This window comes from Mycobacterium sp. SMC-4, assembly GCF_025263265.1.
In the GTDB taxonomy this organism is placed as follows: domain Bacteria; phylum Actinomycetota; class Actinomycetes; order Mycobacteriales; family Mycobacteriaceae; genus Mycobacterium.
Genome location: NZ_CP079869.1, coordinates 3,997,427 through 4,015,280 on the forward strand (window position 1 = coordinate 3,997,427; position 17,854 = coordinate 4,015,280).

The window sequence follows — 17,854 nt, forward strand, 5'->3', positions numbered from 1 at the left end:
TCAGCGCACCCGGGTGAACCGGTGCAGCAGCCAGGACAGCGGGATCGTGACCACCATCGTGACGGCGAACAACCACCACACCGACCCCGTGTAGATCGGGTAACGCACCACCTCGACCATCACCACCTCCATCAGGATGAGATGGATCAGGAATATCTCGTAGGAGATCTCGCCCAGGAACACCATCGGCCGGCTGGCCAGTAGACGTTCGTACCAGCCAGGCCGCTCGGCACCAGGTTCCCCGCGCAGCGCCAGCGGCGCAACCACCAGGGTGGCGATCACCGCGTAGAACGCGGTCTTGGCCAACGCCTCCCACAGCTCGGCGGGCGAGGTGGTCGGGGCCCCGCCGATCGGCGTCGACACGATGACGTAGCAGATCAGCGCCAGCGGTAGGCATGCCAGCGCGTAGGCACGCACCCCGAGGGGTTGTAGTGCGGCCAGCATCATGCCGCCGAGAAACCACACCAGGTAGCCGGGCAGCCACAGCCGTGCGCCGTCGGGCAGCCAGTCGACGCTGTGGACCAGCCACAACCACGCCGGCGACACCAGCGCAAGACCCGCCAGGCCGGCCAGCAGCAGGTGCGGCCGCCACCGCCGCCGGCACAGCGGCACCAGCAACAGATAGGCCAGCGCGGGCAGCACCAGGTAGAACGCCACCTCCACGGCCAGGCTCCACATCTGGGTCAGGCCCTGGTGCAGATAGGAGAACAGGTAGCCGTCGGTGTAGATCTGGGTCAGCGTGAGGTTGCGGAACAACCCCTCCCAGGTGTGGCCGGGGTTCGGGCCACCCGTGCGGAAGTGGTAGACCAGATACGCCGCCAGGACGGTGACGACGTAGGCCGGCATGATGCGGCGCACCCGGTGCCAGGCGTAGCGGCGCACCGACGGTGGCTCGCTGCCACTCGCAGCGGCCTTCACCCAAGGGCTGAACAGCAGAAACCCGGACAGCACGAAGAAGATCGGCACACCGATCTCCATCCGCGAGTACACCAGGCCCAGATAGCCCTGCGGGTACTTGCCGGTGGTGTACGCCGCGTGGGTGAGCACCACCAGCAACGCCGCGACAGCCCGGATCCCGGTCAGTGCGTCGACGCGCCCCGTCGCGGTGATCGACTCCAGGCCACCCTGGGCTGCTGTCCTGTCGGACAACGTCACCTCGATGTGTGCTTTCCGCGATGCGGTTTGGCGCCGCGATCGGGTTCGAGGTTGATCAGCTGACCCTGAATCCTGGTGTTCTCCAACGCTTTGAGCGTCTTACCGGACAGCTTGGCGGGTAGTTCGACCAGTGAATAATCCAACTTGATCGCGATGTGCCCGAAGTCCGAACGGTGCAACCCGCCCTCGTTGGCGATGGCCCCGACGATCGCGCCCGGTGCGACCTTGTGGCGTTTTCCGACCGAGATGCGGTAGGTCGCCAGGTCGCTGCGCCGCTCCCGCGGGGGCCGGTCCTCGCGGGTGGGTTTGTCTCGACGCTCGCGCTTCTTCTCCGGCGGCGGCTCGGTCATCAGGAACTCTCCGCCGTCGCGGCTCTGCAACGCCAACGCCGCGGCGATGTCGGCCATCGGCACGTCATGGTCGCGCTCGTAGGCCTCGACCAACCGGCGGAACAGGTCGAGGCCCGGTGCGTTGAGCGCCTCGGTGATCGAGTCACGGAACTTGGACACCCGCTTCTCGTTGACGTCCTCGACCGAGGGCAACTCCGATTCGACGAGCTTCTGCCGGGTGACGCGTTCGATCGCGTTGAGCAGGTGACGCTCGCGCGGGGTGACGAACAGCAGCGCCGAACCCGACCGGCCGGCACGTCCGGTGCGCCCGATGCGGTGCACGTAGGACTCCGGGTCATGTGGGATGTCGAAGTTCACCACGTGGGAGATCCGCTCGACGTCCAATCCGCGAGCAGCGACGTCGGTGGCGACCAGGATGTCGATCGAACCATCTTTGAGCTGCGAGATGGTGCGTTCTCGAACCGCCTGGGCAATGTCGCCGTTGATGGCGGCCGCGGCGAACCCGCGGGCCCGCAGCTTCTCGGCGACTTCTTCGGTGGCCTGCTTGGTGCGAACGAACACGATCATCGCGTCGCCCTGCTCGACCTCGAGCAATCGGGTCAGCGCGTCCATCTTGCGCGGGTAGGACACCTGGATGTAGCGCTGGGTGATGTTCTCAGCGGTCTGTGTCTTCGACTTGACCGTGACCTCGACGGGATCGTGGAGGTACTTGGCGGTGATCTTCTTGATCGCCGGTGGCATGGTCGCCGAGAACAGCGCCACCTGCTTGTACTCCGGTGTGTCGGACAGAATGCGCTCGACGTCCTCGGCGAATCCCATCTGCAGCATTTCGTCGGCTTCGTCGAGCACCAGGTAATCCAGCCGCGACAGGTCCAGGCTGCCCTTCTCCAGGTGGTCGATGACCCGCCCCGGGGTTCCGACGACGATCTGCGCGCCACGCTTGAGGCCGGCCAACTGCGGCCCGTAGGAGCTACCGCCGTACACCGGGAGCACGTTGACGCGCAGGTGCGCGGCGTAGCGGCTGAACGCCTCGGCGACCTGCAACGCCAGCTCGCGGGTGGGGGCCAGCACCAACGCCTGGGTGTGGCGGCTGTCGGTGTCGATCTTGGACAACAGCGGAATGGCGAACGCCGCGGTCTTGCCGGTACCGGTCTGAGCCAGGCCGACGACATCGGAGCCTTCCAGCATCGCCGGAATGGTTGCGGCTTGGATCGGTGACGGCGACTCGTAGCCGACGTCGTTGATCGCCTGCAGTACCGCGGGGTGAATCTGCAGGTCAGCAAAGCTCAGGTCACCAGGTGCGTCTGCACTGTCGGGCGCCGGATCCGAGGGGCTCATCGTGGTGGAAGTCTAGTGGCAACGCCGAGGTGTGCCGCCCGCGAGCCTCGACTGGCTGCCCGGCGTCCCACGGTACGGTGCGCTGTTGTGAAGTGGGCTGGGACCATCGGGGCCATCGGAACCCTCGCCGGCGCGGTGGTGATGGCGGTGGCGGGCTGCAGTTCCGGTGACTCCACGGTGTCCAAGACGCCGGGCCCGACCGCGGTATCCACACCCGCGGCCGAACCCCCGCCGGTTCTCACCCCGCCGGCACCTGGGCCCACCCCGGCCGACGACCCGTGCGAGGTCAACCTGGCCGCGCCGGAGATCACCCGCGCAGTGTCCGAACTGCCGCCGGACCCGCGCTCGAATCAGGGGTGGAGCCCCGAACCGCTGGCCGGCAACTACAACGAGTGCGCGCCACTGTCGGCGGTGATCGTCAAGGCCAACACCAACGCCGAGAACCCGAACACCCGCGCGGTGCTGTTTCACCTCGGCAAGTTCATCCCGACCGGGGTGCCCGACACCTATGGCTTCAACGGCCTGGAACCAGCGGCCAGCACCGGTGACACCGTCGCGTTGAAATACTCCAGCGGAGTCGAGGGCCTCGACAGCGTGGTGCGGTTCCGGTGGAACGGCAGCGGTGTCGAGCTGATCGGCAACGCGCCGCGCTGATCGACCGACGCGCGCCGCGTAAGGAGAGGGTGTCGGTGCGCTGGCCTACAGTGGCGGCGTGTTCGTCATCGAGGATCGCGTGCTTTTCAGCGCATCCGACCTCGCCGCCGCGGCCCGGTGCGAATACGCGCTGCTGCGCAGCTTCGATGCCCGATTAGGTTGGGGCCCAGCGGTTTCAGCCGACGACGAGCTGCTCGCCCGGACCGCGGAGCTCGGTGACGAACATGAACAGCGCCATCTCGAGCAGCTGCGCGAGGATGCCGAGGTGACCGTCATCGGACGGCCGACCTACACGCTGGCGGGATTGAGCGCGGCCGCCGAGCAGACACTGCGCGCGGTGCAACGCCGCGCTCCGGTGATCTACCAAGCTGCGATGTTCGACGGGCGCTTTGTCGGCTTCGCCGACTTCATGCTGCTCGAGGACGGCCCCGAGGGTCCGCGCTACCGGCTGCGCGACACCAAGCTGGCGCGGTCGGTCAAGGTGGAGGCGCTGCTCCAGCTGGCCGCCTACGCCCAGACCCTGTCCGGCGCCGGCGTCGCGATGGCCGACGAGGTCGACCTGATGCTCGGCGACGGCCGCACCGTCAGCTACCCGGTCGACGAACTACTCCCGGTCTACCGGCCCCGGCGCGACGCGCTACAACTCCTGCTGGACCGTCACCTCGCCGGCGGACGGCCGGTGACCTGGGAAGACGAACAGGTGCGAGCGTGCTTCCGGTGCGACGAATGCCAAATACAAGTGCGCGCCCACGACGATCTGCTGCTGGTGGCCGGGATGCGGGCCGGCCAGCGGGCCCGGCTGGTCGATGCCGGCATCACCACGGTGGCCGAGCTGGCGGCCTACGCCGCAGCGCCGCCGCCGGACGTCTCCCCACGCAGCTTCACCGCGCTGCGCGCGCAGGCACGCCTGCAGATATCCGGGCCGGTGGACGGCAAGCCGCCCTATGAGGTCGTGGACCCGCAGCCGTTGATGGTGCTGCCGGATGCGAACAAGGGCGACCTGTTCTTCGACTTCGAAGGTGATCCGTTATGGACCGAGGACGGTCGGGAATGGGGTTTGGAGTACCTGTGGGGCGTGCTGACCATGGCCGGCGACTTCCACCCGTTCTGGGCACACAACCGACCCGACGAGCGTCAGGCGCTGGTGGACTTCCTGGAAATGGTGCGCAGACAGCGGCGCCGCCATCCCGGGATGCACATCTACCACTACGCGGCCTACGAGAAGAGCGCGCTGTTGCGCTTGGCCGGCCGTTACGGGGTCGGCGAGCACGACGTCGACGCGCTGCTGCGCGAGGGCATCCTGGTCGACTTGTACCCGTTGGTGCGCAAGAGCATTCGGGTCGGCACCGAGAATTACAGCATCAAGTCCCTGGAACCGCTGTACATGGGTAACGAGCTGCGCACCGGTGAGGTCACCACCGCCACCGCATCGATCACCGAATACGCCCGCTACTGCGAACTGCGTGAGCGCGGCCGACTCGACGAGGCCGCGAACGTGCTCAAGCAGATCGAGGAGTACAACCGCTACGACTGCCGATCCACCCGCCGGTTGCGGGACTGGTTGATGGCCCGTGCGATCGACAGTGCGGTTCCGCCGCGCGGTCCGCTGACCCTGACCGCCCACCAGACGGCCACCGCCGCGCCCGCCGACCCACAGTCGGACACAGCCGAGCGTGCGTTGTGCGCCTTCGCCGGCGACGCAGTGGCCGATCGCCGCCCCGAACAGGTTGCCGCGGCGATGTTCGCTGCTGCCATGGGTTTTCACAAACGCGAGGACAAGCCGTTCTGGTGGGGCCACTTCGACCGGGTGAACAATCCCGTCGAGGAGTGGGCAGACAGCGGGGGCGTGTTCCTCGTCGAGCACCACGAGGTGGTCGCCGACTGGCACCAACCACCACGGGCGCGCAAACCGCAACGCCATGTGCGTCTGCACGGGCAGATCGCCACCGGCGAGCTCAGCGCGAAGCCCTACGCGCTCTACGACCCGCCGGCTCCGCGGGGCTTGTCCGATGACCCGGACCGGCGCGGGTTCGGCCCGGTGACGGTGCTCGAATGCGACAACACCGAAGCACCCACCGAGGTCATCGTCTGCGAACGCCCGCCCAGAGACGGCGACGTCTACGACCAGGTTCCGTTCGCGCTCACACCCGAAGCACCGATCAGCACCAAGCCGCTGCAGGAGTCCATCGCAGCGACCGCGGCCGTGGTTGCCGACGGTCTCCCCGATCTGCCTGCCGACGCGGTGACCGACATCCTGCTGCGCCGACCGCCGCGCACCGTCAGCGCCGCCGCACTGCCCCGCAGCACCGACATCGTCGCCGATATCACCACCGCACTGCTGGACCTGGACGCGTCCTACCTGGCGGTGCACGGTCCGCCCGGCACCGGCAAGACCTTCACCGCGGCCCGGGCCATCGCCGGGCTGGTCAACACCCACCGGTGGCGTGTCGGCGTGGTCGCGCAGTCGCACGCTGTGGTCGAGCACCTCTTCGACGACATCATCGCCGCCGGAGTCGCCCCCGCAGTCATCGGAAAGAAGCTCAACACGGTCAGCGCCGGCTGGACCGAGCTGACCAACCCCGATTTCGCCCCGTTCATCGCCGACCACGAAGGATGTGTCGTCGGCGGCACCGCCTGGGACTTCGCCAACGCCACCAAGATCACCGCGCACAGCCTGGACCTGCTGGTCGTCGAGGAAGCCGGACAGTTCAGCCTCGCCAACACCATCGCGGTGGCCCGCGCGGCGCGCAACCTGCTGCTGCTCGGTGACCCGCAACAGCTCCCCCAGGTCAGCCAAGGGGTGCATCCGGAGCCGGTCGACGGTTCGGCGTTGGGTTGGCTCGTCGACGGGCACAACACGCTGCCTGCCGAGCGCGGTTACTTCCTGGACCTGTCCTATCGCATGCACCCGCAGGTCTGCGCTGCGGTGTCCCGGCTGTCCTATGACCGGCGGCTGCGGTCGCAGCGGGATGTGACCGCGGCACGCCGACTCGACGGTGTCGATGCCGGCGTGCGTACCCTGCTGCTCGATCACACCGGCAATGCCACCGACAGTCCCGAAGAGGCCGCCGCGATCGTCGCCGAGATCACCCCGCTGCTGGGCACCCGCTGGACCGACGAACACGGCACCCGAGCGCTGGACCAGCGCGACGTGCTGGTCGTGACGCCCTACAACGCGCAGGTGGTGACGGTGCGGCGCCGGCTGGACGCCGCCGGCCTGGCCGAGGTCCGGGTGGGGACGGTCGACAAGTTCCAGGGCCGACAGGCGCCGGTGGTGTTCGTCTCGATGACGGCATCCTCGGTTGACGACGTCCCACGCGGAATGTCGTTCCTGCTGAATCGCAATCGTCTCAACGTCGCGGTCAGCAGGGCGAAGTACCTGGCCGTGGTGGTGCGTTCGGCGCAACTGACCGAGTATCTGCCGTCGACTCCGGACCGACTGGTGGAGTTGGGCGCGTTCCTGGCCCTGACGGCATGTGATACACCGACGAGGTGACCGAAAAGCTGGTGGAACGGCTCGCGGCCATCGTCGGGTCCCGTCACGTCAGCACCGACCCCGACGTCCTCGACGGCCGCAGCGTCGACCACACCGGCCGCTACCGCGGTCGGGCCCGGGCGCTGGTGCGGCCGGGGTCGGCCGACGAGGTCGCCGCGGTGCTGCGGGCGTGCCGTGACGCCGGAGCGTTCGTGACGGTGCAGGGCGGGCGCACCTCCCTGGTGGCGGGCACCGTGCCGGAGAACGACGACGTGCTGGTGTCCACCGAACGACTTCGCGACATCGGCGAGGTCGACGTCGTGGAGCGGCGCGTACACGCCGGCGCCGGGGTGACCCTGGCCGACCTGCAGAAGGCAGCCGCGGCGGCCGGTCTGGTGTTCGGTGTGGACCTGGCCGCGCGCGACTCGGCCACCGTCGGGGGCATGGCCTCGACGAACGCCGGGGGCTTGCGGACGGTCTGCTACGGCGACATGGGCGATCAGGTCATCGGCCTGGACGTGGTTTTGCCGGACGGGTCGGTGCTGGCCCGGCACAGCCAGGTCCGCAGCGACAACACCGGCTACGACCTGGCGTCGCTGTTCGTCGGCGCCGAAGGCACGCTCGGCGTCATCACCGGCCTGGACCTGCGCCTGTATCCCGACCCCGGTCGGCGGGTCACCGCGGTCTGCGGTTTCGCCGACCTCGACGCACTGATCGCCATCGGCCGGATTTTCCGCGACCTGGCCGGCATCGCGGCGCTGGAACTGCTCGACGCGCGGGCAGCCGCGTTGACCGCCGAGCACGCCGACGTGCACGCACCGGTGGCCGGCGAATGGCTGCTGCTGGTCGAACTCATCGGCGACCGCCAAGACGTGCTGACCGAGCGGCTCGCCGAGGCCCTGGCCGACGCCGAGCTGGCCGACGAGCCGGCGGTCGGCCTGGACGCCGCGGCCGCACAACGCCTGTGGCAGCTGCGCGAAGCCGTCGCCGATGTACTCGGGGTGTACGGCCCTCCCCTGAAATTCGATGTCTCGCTGCCCCTTTCGGCGATCCGTCGGTTCGCCGACGCAGCCCGGACGGTGGTCGCCGAGCACGCCCCCGACGCCATCGCGGTGCTGTTCGGCCATATCGGTGAGGGCAACCTCCACCTCAACCTGGTGCGCTGCGCGCTCGACAAAGCCGATGAGCAGGCCCTGTACGCGGCGATGATGGCGCTGATCGCCGGGCACGGCGGAAACGTCAGCTCCGAGCACGGCGTGGGCACCCGCAAACGCGACTACCTATCGATGTCGCGGACCGCGGCGGACATCGCGGCGATGCGAACCGTGAAATCGGCGTTCGACCCGACCGGCTATCTCAACCCTGCCGTGCTGTTCGGCTAGCCTGGCGTGCAGTGACCAGCATCGAAGCTGACTACCTCGTCGTCGGGGCGGGCGCCATGGGCATGGCGTTCGTCGACACCATGCTCGCCGAAACCGACGACACCGTCGTCTTGGTCGACGAGCACCACCAACCCGGCGGGCACTGGAACTCGGTCTATCCGTTCGTCCGGCTGCACCAGCCCTCGGCCTACTACGGCGTCAACTCCCAGCCGCTGCCATCGGAGCACCGCATCGACGAATCAGGTTTTAATGCCGGGTTTTTCGAGCTCGCATCCGGACACGAGGTGTGCGCCTACTACGACCAGGTGATGCGCCATCAGCTGCTGCCCACCGGCCGGTTGTCCTACTTCCCCGCATCGCGTTACCTGGGCGACCGGCGTTTCCGCACGCTGGACGGCACCGAACACACGGTCACCGTGCGGCGCCGGGTGGTCGACGCGACATATCTGCTGACCGTGGTGCAGTCGATGAGGCCGCCCCCGTTCTCCGTCGCGGCCGGTGTCGATGTCGTCACTCCCAACGATCTGCCGCGCCGCGCCGCCGCACACCGGCACTACACGATCGTCGGTGGCGGCAAGACCGGCATGGACTGCTGTCTGTGGCTACTGCGGCACGGGGTTCCCGCCGACCGGCTGCGCTGGATCATGCCGCGCGACTCCTGGCTGCTCAACCGCGCCAACATCCAGCCCGGGACGAGTTTCTCCGAGCAGCTGCGCGCGTCGATCGGCTCCCGAATGGAGGCGATCGCCGAAGCCATCTCGATCGAGGACCTGCTGGACCGCCTGGAGGCCGACGAGAATCTGCTGCGTCTGGACCCCGGCGTGCGCCCGACGATGTACCACTGCGCGATCGTGTCGGTCGTCGAGCTCGAGCAACTGCGCCTGATCACCGATGTGGTGCGGCTGGGGCACCTGCAGCACGCCGCCGCCGATGAGTTGATCCTGCGCGACGGGACCCTCCCGAGCGGGCGGTCGTTGTTGGTGGATTGCACCACCCAGGGCCTGCCGCGACCGCCGTCGGTACCGGTGTTCGACGGCGACCGCATGGTTCTGCAGAGTGTCCGGGGCTGTCAGCAGGTCTTCAGCGCGGCGTTCATCGCGCACGTGGAGGCGACCTACGCTGACGATGCCGTCCGCAACGACCTGTGTGCACCGATCCCGCACCCGGACGCACCGCTGGACTGGTTACGGATCCTGCGCAGCGACAACCGCGCTCAGCTGCGTTGGTTACAGGAGCCCGAGCTGATGGAGTGGTTGGGCTCGGCGCGGCTGAACGTGTTGCGCGACGTGTTTCCGCCCTTCCCCGACAAACCGCGGGTGCGGGAGAAGGCGATCGGCGCGCTGTCGGCGATGCTGCGTAAGACCAACGACCGGTTGACCGAGCTGATGGGTGAGGCGGGTCAGGACCGTGAGTGCCGACCGTAGGTGTCGGGATCCGATGGCGCCGGCCGGTGAACTGCTGAGCCGTTGACGGTGCGCTCGGCTGGCTCGTCGAGCATGCGGTCGAGGATGGCACGCCACGCATGCCGCTCGGTGTCGGTGTCATCGGCCGCGGCGGCGGTGCCGGCGACACCGGGAGAGTCCTCGACGAGGAACTCGACGTAGTCGTCATCGTCGAGGTATCCGACCGCACCGTCATCGTTGTCGTCGTTGTCGTCGCGGCGGGCGGCGCGCGGTGTCGGCGGCACCGGGACCGAGGAACGAACGAACACCGGGTGGGCGGACCCCAGGAAGAAGATCGCGGCGATGACACCGAACAGCGCAACGAATGCGGGCAGCAGCATGGCCTGCGACATCGCGGCGGCGAACGGCGCGTGCAGGTCGGCCGGCAACCCGCCGACCGGCGCTTCCGCGCGCGCCGGCGCGTCGACGACGCCAGGGATTTCGGCCGACAGCCGGGAGGCCATGAACGCGGCCATGCCGGCGCTGCCGACGACCGAGCCGACCTGGCGGGTGGTGTTGTAGACCCCGGAACCGGCGCCGGCCAGCTGTGCGGGCAGATTACGGGTGGCGGTCGCGGCCAGCGGCGACCAGATGAACGCCATCGCCACACCCAGCAGCGTCAGCGGCACCACCAAACGCCAGATCGGAGTCGTCGGCGTCATCTCGATCGACAGCCACGTCACCCCGATCGCCAGCAGCGCAAAGCCGAAACCGATCACCGGCCGAGGATGTGACCGGTCGACGATCCTGCCGACGAACGGCGCGAGCACACCGGTGGCCACCGCCATCGGCGCGACCAGCACCGCGGCGCGGGTTGGGGACAGCCCGCACACCGCCTGGGCGTAGAACATCAGGGGCAACAGCATGCCGGTTGCCACGAAACCAATGGTCGCGACACCGAGGTTGGACATCGAGAAGTCGCGGTCACCGAAGATGCGCAGCGGGATCAGCGGTTCACCGGAGTTGATGGACTGCCAATAGAAGAACGCCGCCATCACCACCACGCCTACCGCGATCGACGCCCAGATCCACGGGGCCCAGTGGTGGGACTGCCCCTCCTGCAGGGCGAACACGATCAGGAACAGACCCACGCCCGACAACACCACACCCGGGATGTCGAACCGCTTGGTCTGCCTCGGCAGCGCCGGCACCAGCCACACCGCCAGCGCGAACCCCAGCACCCCGACGGGGACGTTGACGATGAAGATCCACGGCCATCCCAGGGTGTCGACCAGCACGCCGCCGGCCAGCGGACCCACCAACGTGGCCACCCCCGCGGTAGCACCCCATACGCTCATCGCGACACCGCGTCGATGCGCGGGAAACGTCCTGGTGATCACAGCGAGCGTCTGCGGTGTCAGCAGCGCCGCACCTACGCCCTGCACCACGCGGGCAGCCACCAGCATGCCGATCGTGTCGGCCAGTCCGCACCACAGCGACGCGAGGGTGAACACCGCCAGGCCGGCAAGGTAGACGTTCTTGGGCCCGAACCGGTCCCCCAGCCGGCCCGCCACCAGCAGCGGCACCGCATAGGCCAGCAGGTAGGCGCTGGTCACCCAGATCACCGCGTCGTAGCCGACGTTCAGGCTCGCCATGATCGCCGGATTGGCGACCGCCACGATCGTGGCGTCGACCAGGATCATGAAGAACCCGATCAGCAGCGCCCACAGCGCATGCCACGGGTTGGTCACCTGCGCAGGCGCAGCATCGGCGTGAGCGGGTGCGGGCAGGGGTAGCGGCATCACAGAACTCGGAACAAGGGATGGGGACGACGAACAGTCCGGCACGACGGTACGGGTGCGCCGAAGACCGGACAAGTCCCCCGCGACCGACGACGACTCGGTCAGCCGTGCCTGGCAACGGCGGGCTCGACCGCGTCGTCGCGGCTCACGACCTTGTGCGAGCCGGTCGCCAACAGCGCGAGCAACGCCAGTGACACCCCGGAAGCCATCACCAGCGCCATGGCCAGCTCATCGTTGCCGAGGATGCCGACCAACGGCGCCACGGCCGCACCGGCGCCGAACTGTACGGCGCCCAGCAACGCGGCAGCGGTACCGGCGGCGTCGGGGTGGCGGGTCAGCGCCACCGCCGGCGCGTTGGGGATCACCAGGCCCATGGCGCCCAGGATCGCCCACACCGGGACCACGAACCCGACCACGCCACCGATCCCGGTGGACGCCAGTGCGACGAACACCAGACCGGCCACGACGGCGGCCGCCAGCGCCCACACCATGATCTGCTGCGGCGCGTAACGGCGTAGCAGCAACACGTTGCACTGCGTGGTCCCGATGAGGGCCACCGCGCCGGCGCCGAACACCAGCGCGAACGCGGTCTGGCCGAGTCCGAACCGCCCCTGCAGCACGAACGACGCACCGGCGATGTAGGCGAACAGCCCGGACATACCGAGCGCGCCGACCAGCACCAGGATGACGAACCGGATGTCACGCAGCAGTTCCAGATAGGTCAGCGTGATCGCGCGTGCCCGCAGCGGTCGACGGTGGTCGACCGCCAGCGTCTCCGGCAGCGCGAGCGCCGCCATCACCAGCAGCGCCGCCGCCGCCACGACCAGCGCGGCGAACACCCAGTGCCAGGATCCGTGCACCAGCACCGCCGCGCCCAGCGACGGCGCCAGCACCGGGGCCACCCCGAGCACCAGCATCAGCCGGGACATCACGGTGGCAGCCACCGAATCGGCATACAGGTCACCCACCACGGCGATGGCCACCACCATCGCGGCGGCCGCACCCATTCCCTGGAGGCCACGCGCGATCCCCAGCATTGTGATGTCGGTGGCGAACATGCACCACAGCGAGGCCAGCATGTGCAGCACGATTCCGGCCATCAGGGGTTTGCGACGCCCCAGCGAGTCCGACAGCGGACCGACGATCAGCTGGCCCAGCGCCAGCCCGGCCAGTGTGCCGGTGAGCGTCAGCTGCACCACCGACGAGGAGACCGCCAATTCCTCGGCGATCTTCGGCAGCGCCGGCAGGTACATGTCGATGGTCAGCGGTCCCAGGGCAACCAGAAGGCCGAGCACCACGATCATCCGGGTCCGTCCCGGCTGCCTCACGTCCACGTCAGGGGATACTGCCATGAATTTGATTAGCGACGCTTTCCATTTATTTCTTCCCGAATCCGCAGACCGTGACCGTGATCACGCCGGGCACCCCGGCCGGCCGCTCAGGCGTTGACCGGTCAGTCGCGGCCACCCATTAGCCTGGGAGTGAGCAGCCGCCGAGGTTGATACAGGAGGGGCGACCGATGAGGGCCCGATCACGTACCAAGAGCAAGGACCCGGCTGTCCAGAACGAAGATCCCGGTGCCGCCGCCAAGGTGCTGTCGCGGATCATCGAGCGGGGCGCCCGGGTGCAGGGCCCGGCGGTGAAGGCTTACGTCGAGCGGTTGCGTGCCGACCGGCCCGGCGCTACGCCGGCCGACCTGATCGCCGTGCTCGACAAGCGCTACCAGGCCGCGGTGATGGCCAGCGGCGTTGCGGTCGGCTCGGCCGCGGCCTTCCCCGGCATCGGGACGCTGATGGCGATGTCGGCGGTGGCCGGCGAGACGGTGGTGTTCCTGGAGGCCACCTCGCTGTACGTGCTGGCGATGGCCGAGGTGTACGGCGTGCCGATCGACGAACGCGAACGCCGCCGTGCGTTGGTACTCGCGGTCCTGGTCGGAGACGACAGCAAGCGCGCCGTCGGCGACCTGCTCGGGTCCCGACGCACCAGTGGCGGCTGGCTCTCCGACGGCGCGGCATCGCTGCCGCTGCCCGCGCTCTCACAGCTGAACACCCGATTGTTGCGGTATTTCGTCAAGCGCTACACCCTCAAGCGCGGGGCGATCGCATTCGGAAAGCTGATGCCGGTCGGGGTCGGCGCGGTCGTTGGCGGTGTCGGTAATCGCCTGATGGGCAACAAGATTGTGGCCAATGCGCACTCCGCCTTCGGGGAGCCGCCGCAACGCTGGCCGTCAACTCTGCACCTGGTGCCCGTGCAGAGTTCCTGAACGGTTCTTGCGGTGGTTGCCGTTGGGTGCTCCGGCGATCGGCAGAAGCGCTAGCCTTTATACGGCGGACAAGCGGGGTACCCGCACTCCAGGGTTGAGATTGAGGTGGCCGGCTGCCACTGGCGGCGCAGGCCGGAAGCGAAGAATTGAGGCGAACAGCAGCCGTGAATTCACCTTCACCATTCGGTCAGAACGAGTGGTTGGTCGAAGAGATGTACCGCAAGTTCCGCGAGGACCCCTCGTCGGTGGACCCGAGTTGGCACGAGTTCCTCGTCGACTACAGCCCGGAACCCGCCACCGACGTCGCCACAAGCGGCAACGGCACCCCCTCCTCGGCACCGACCGCGCCCCCCGAGCCGGCACCGGCGCCGCCACCGAAGTCCTCGGCCGGCAACGGCGCCGCCAGCCCGAGCGCGAAGAAGACCGGCCCGGACAAGCCCAAGCCGGCGCAGGAGGCTCCGTCGCGCATGTCCACATCGTCGAGGTCGTCGAGCAAGACCTCCGACGGGTCAGCTGACAAGGCCCCGGCCAAGTCAGCGGAGAAGTCGTCGGACAAGACCTCGGACTCGTCGCCGAAGAAGGGCGCCGATTCCAAGCCGGCTGCGCCGAAGAGCGCCGACACCTCGCCGGACTCCGACGGCGACGAGACCACGGTGTTGCGCGGCGCGGCCGCCGCCGTGGTGAAGAACATGAACGCCTCGCGTGACGTGCCGACGGCCACCAGTGTGCGTGCCATCCCAGCCAAGGCGATGATCGACAACCGCATCGTGATCAACAATCACCTCAAGCGCACCCGCGGCGGCAAGATCTCGTTCACCCACCTGCTCGGCTACGCGATCGTGCAGGCGGTCAAGAAATTCCCGAACATGAACCGGCACTTCGCCGAGGTCGACGGCAAGCCGGCCGCGGTCACGCCGGCGCACACCAACCTGGGCCTGGCCATCGACCTGCAGGGCAAGGACGGCAAGCGGACCCTGGTGGTCGCGTCGATCAAGAACTGCGAGACCATGCGGTTCGGGCAGTTCATCGCGGCCTACGAGGACATCGTGCGCCGGGCCCGCGACGGCAAGCTCACCGCCGAAGACTTTGGCGGCGTGACGATCTCGTTGACCAACCCGGGCACCATCGGGACCGTGCACTCGGTGCCGCGGCTGATGCAGGGCCAGGGTGCGATCATCGGCGCCGGCGCCATGGAGTATCCCGCAGAGTTCCAGGGTGCCAGCGAAGAGCGCATCGCCGAGCTCGGCGTCGGCAAGCTGATGACGCTGACATCGACCTACGACCACCGCATCATCCAGGGCGCGGAGTCCGGGGACTTCCTGCGGACCATTCACCAGCTGCTGCTCGACGACGAGTTCTACGACGAGATCTTCCGCGAGCTCGGAATCCCGTATGAGCCAGTGCGCTGGCGCATCGACAACCCCGACTCCATCGAGGACAAGAACGCCCGCGTCATCGAGCTGATCGCGGCCTACCGCAACCGCGGGCACCTGATGGCCGACATCGACCCGCTGCGGCTGGACAACACCCGCTTCCGCAGTCACCCCGACCTCGATGTCAACACCCACGGCCTGACGTTGTGGGACCTCGACCGCGAGTTCAAGGTCAACGGCTTCGCCGGGATGCAGCACAAGAAGTTGCGCGACATCCTGGGGCTGCTGCGCGACGCGTACTGCCGGCACATCGGCGTCGAGTACACCCACATCCTGGAGCCCGAGCAGCAGCAGTGGCTGCAGGACCGTGTCGAGATCAAGCACGAGAAGCCCACTGTCGCCGAGCAGAAGTACATCCTGAGCAAACTCAACGCGGCCGAGGCCTTCGAGACCTTCCTGCAGACCAAATACGTTGGACAGAAACGATTCTCACTGGAAGGCGCCGAGACCGTCATCCCGATGATGGACGCCGCGATCGACCAGTGCGCCGAGCACGGACTCAACGAGGTCGTCATCGGCATGCCGCACCGCGGCCGGCTCAACGTTCTGGCCAACATCGTCGGCAAGCCCTACAGCCAGATCTTCACCGAGTTCGAGGGCAACCTGAACCCCTCGCAGGCGCACGGTTCCGGCGACGTCAAGTACCACCTGGGTGCCACCGGCACCTACATCCAGATGTTCGGTGACAACGACATCTCGGTGTCGCTGGTGGCCAATCCCAGCCACCTGGAAGCGGTCGACCCTGTCCTGGTCGGGCTGGTGCGCGCCAAGCAGGATCTGCTCGACGCCGGTGACACCGACGCCGAGGACGCCGGGAACTTCCCGGTCGTGCCGATGATGCTGCACGGGGACGCGGCATTCGCCGGTCAGGGAGTCGTGGCCGAGACGCTGAACCTGGCGCTGCTGCGCGGCTACCGCACCGGCGGCACCATCCACATCATCGTCAACAACCAGATCGGCTTCACCACCTCGCCGACCGATTCGCGCTCCTCGGAGTACTGCACCGACGTGGCCAAGATGATCGGTGCACCGATCTTCCACGTCAACGGCGACGACCCCGAGGCCTGCGTCTGGGTGGCCAAGCTGGCCGTCGATTTCCGGCAGAAGTTCAAGAAGGACGTCATCATCGACATGCTCTGCTACCGCAGGCGGGGCCACAACGAGGGTGACGACCCGTCGATGACCCAGCCGACGATGTACGACGTCATCGACACCAAGCGCGGGGTCCGCAAGACCTACACCGAAGCGCTGATCGGGCGCGGCGACATCTCTATGAAGGAAGCCGAAGACGCCCTGCGCGACTACCAAGGCCAACTCGAGCGGGTCTTCAACGAGGTCCGCGAACTGGAGAAACACGCCATCGGACCCAGCAGTTCGGTGGAGTCCGATCAGATGGTGCCCGCCGGGATGAAGACCGCGGTGGAGAAGTCGCTGCTCCAGCGCATCGGTGACGCGCACCTGTCGTATCCGGAGGACTTCAGCGTCCACCCGCGGGTCAAGCCGGTGCTGGAGAAGCGCCGCGAGATGGCCTACGAGGGCAAGGTCGACTGGGCGTTCGCCGAGTTGCTGGCCCTGGGCTCGTTCCTGGCCGAGGGCCGCGCCATCCGGTTGACCGGACAAGACACCCGCCGCGGCACGTTCACCCAGCGCCATTCGGTGATCATCGACCGCAAGTCCGGCCAGGAGTTCACCCCGCTGCAGTTGCTGACCGTCGACCCCGACGGCAACCCCACCGGCGGCAAGTTCATGGTGTACGACTCGGCGCTCTCGGAGTTCGCCGCGGTGGGCTTCGAGTACGGCTACTCGGTGGGCAACCCCGACGCGCTGGTGCTCTGGGAAGCGCAGTTCGGCGACTTCGTCAACGGCGCACAGTCGATCATCGACGAGTTCATCAGCTCCGGAGAGGCCAAGTGGGGCCAGCTTTCCGATGTGGTGCTCCTGCTCCCGCACGGCCACGAGGGCCAGGGACCCGACCACACCTCGGGCCGCATCGAGCGCTTCCTGCAGCTGTGGGCGGAGGGCTCGATGACCATCGCGGTGCCCTCGACCCCGGCCAACTACTTCCACCTGTTGCGTCGCCACGGTCTCGACGGGATCCACCGCCCGTTGATCGTGTTCACCCCGAAGTCGATGTTGCGCAACAAGGCGGCGGTCAGCGATCTGACGGAGTTCACCGAGAACAAGTTCCGCTCGGTGATCGAGGAACCCACCTACACCGACGGCACCGGAGACCGCTCGAAGGTGTCCCGGGTGCTGATGACCAGCGGCAAGCTGTACTACGAGCTGGCGGCGCGCAAGAAGAAGGACGAACGCGACGACGTGGCGATCGTGCGCCTCGAGCAGCTGGCGCCGCTACCCCGACGCCGGTTGGCCGAGACCATCGATCGCTATCCGAACGCCGAAGAGCGGTTCTGGGTGCAGGAGGAGCCGGCCAATCAGGGCGCATGGCCGACGCTGGGTCTGACGCTGCCCGAGCTGCTGCCGGACCACTTCAGCGGGATCAAGCGGATCTCGCGGCGGGCGATGTCGGCGCCGTCCTCGGGCTCGTCGAAGGTACACGCGGTCGAGCAGCAGGAGATCATCGACGAGGCGTTCGGCTGACCCCGCCGCCGGCCGGCGT

General features: G+C 68.0%; 10 protein-coding genes. 6 read left to right on the forward strand and 4 right to left on the reverse strand.

Annotated elements, in window-relative coordinates:
* Together KXD98_RS18875 and KXD98_RS18880 are read right to left on the reverse strand one after the other, a co-directional pair.
* Positions 1 to 1,155 (reverse strand): acyltransferase, encoded by a 1,155-nt coding sequence (locus KXD98_RS18875; protein ID WP_260759859.1) that lies wholly within the window; start codon positions 1,153 to 1,155, stop codon positions 1 to 3.
* On the reverse strand, positions 1,152 to 2,843 hold the full coding sequence (locus KXD98_RS18880; protein WP_260759860.1) for a DEAD/DEAH box helicase: 1,692 nt from the start codon (positions 2,841 to 2,843) through the stop codon (positions 1,152 to 1,154). The genes KXD98_RS18875 and KXD98_RS18880 overlap by 4 nt, the downstream gene beginning before the upstream one ends.
* A gap of 141 nt (positions 2,844 to 2,984) precedes the next feature.
* Here KXD98_RS18880 and KXD98_RS18885 point away from each other — a divergent pair, with 141 nt between their 5' ends.
* From KXD98_RS18885 to KXD98_RS18900, 4 genes are read left to right on the forward strand one after another with little or no spacing between them, the layout of a single operon-like run.
* On the forward strand, positions 2,985 to 3,497 hold the full coding sequence (locus tag KXD98_RS18885; protein WP_260765302.1) for an LppP/LprE family lipoprotein: 513 nt from the start codon (positions 2,985 to 2,987) through the stop codon (positions 3,495 to 3,497).
* A gap of 58 nt (positions 3,498 to 3,555) precedes the next feature.
* Positions 3,556 to 6,993 (forward strand): TM0106 family RecB-like putative nuclease, encoded by a 3,438-nt coding sequence (locus tag KXD98_RS18890; RefSeq protein WP_260759861.1) that lies wholly within the window; start codon positions 3,556 to 3,558, stop codon positions 6,991 to 6,993.
* Entirely contained in the window at positions 6,990 to 8,354 is a 1,365-nt protein-coding gene (locus KXD98_RS18895) for an FAD-binding oxidoreductase (protein ID WP_260759862.1), read from the forward strand. Before KXD98_RS18890 ends, KXD98_RS18895 begins: the two co-directional genes overlap by 4 nt.
* Positions 8,355 to 8,365: 11 nt before the next feature.
* Positions 8,366 to 9,778, forward strand: a complete 1,413-nt coding sequence (locus KXD98_RS18900; RefSeq protein ID WP_396881626.1) for an NAD(P)/FAD-dependent oxidoreductase — start codon at positions 8,366 to 8,368, stop codon at positions 9,776 to 9,778.
* Here the strand turns inward: KXD98_RS18900 and KXD98_RS18905 are convergent.
* Positions 9,754 to 11,538, reverse strand: coding sequence for an MFS transporter (locus KXD98_RS18905; protein ID WP_260759863.1), 1,785 nt, complete (start codon positions 11,536 to 11,538; stop codon positions 9,754 to 9,756). The genes KXD98_RS18900 and KXD98_RS18905 overlap by 25 nt on opposite strands.
* A gap of 101 nt (positions 11,539 to 11,639) precedes the next feature.
* On the reverse strand, positions 11,640 to 12,890 hold the full coding sequence (locus tag KXD98_RS18910) for a multidrug effflux MFS transporter (protein ID WP_260759864.1): 1,251 nt from the start codon (positions 12,888 to 12,890) through the stop codon (positions 11,640 to 11,642).
* A gap of 167 nt (positions 12,891 to 13,057) precedes the next feature.
* On the opposite strand from KXD98_RS18910, the gene KXD98_RS18915 reads away from it, so the two are divergent.
* Entirely contained in the window at positions 13,058 to 13,801 is a 744-nt protein-coding gene (locus tag KXD98_RS18915) for a hypothetical protein (RefSeq protein ID WP_260759865.1), read from the forward strand.
* A 212-nt stretch (positions 13,802 to 14,013) separates the two neighbouring features.
* Positions 14,014 to 17,835 (forward strand): multifunctional oxoglutarate decarboxylase/oxoglutarate dehydrogenase thiamine pyrophosphate-binding subunit/dihydrolipoyllysine-residue succinyltransferase subunit, encoded by a 3,822-nt coding sequence (locus KXD98_RS18920; RefSeq protein ID WP_260765305.1) that lies wholly within the window; start codon positions 14,014 to 14,016, stop codon positions 17,833 to 17,835.
* The last annotated feature ends 19 nt before the right edge of the window (positions 17,836 to 17,854 follow it).

Coding starts and splice junctions, on each gene's coding strand:
- KXD98_RS18905 (WP_260759863.1), bottom strand. CDS start 11,538: ATGCCGCTACCCCTGCCCGCACCCGCTCACGCCGATGCTGCGCCTGCG.
- KXD98_RS18885 (WP_260765302.1), top strand. CDS start 2,985: ATGGCGGTGGCGGGCTGCAGTTCCGGTGACTCCACGGTGTCCAAGACG.
- KXD98_RS18915 (WP_260759865.1), top strand. CDS start 13,058: ATGAGGGCCCGATCACGTACCAAGAGCAAGGACCCGGCTGTCCAGAAC.
- KXD98_RS18910 (WP_260759864.1), bottom strand. CDS start 12,890: ATGGCAGTATCCCCTGACGTGGACGTGAGGCAGCCGGGACGGACCCGG.
- KXD98_RS18880 (WP_260759860.1), bottom strand. CDS start 2,843: ATGAGCCCCTCGGATCCGGCGCCCGACAGTGCAGACGCACCTGGTGAC.
- KXD98_RS18920 (WP_260765305.1), top strand. CDS start 14,014: ATGTACCGCAAGTTCCGCGAGGACCCCTCGTCGGTGGACCCGAGTTGG.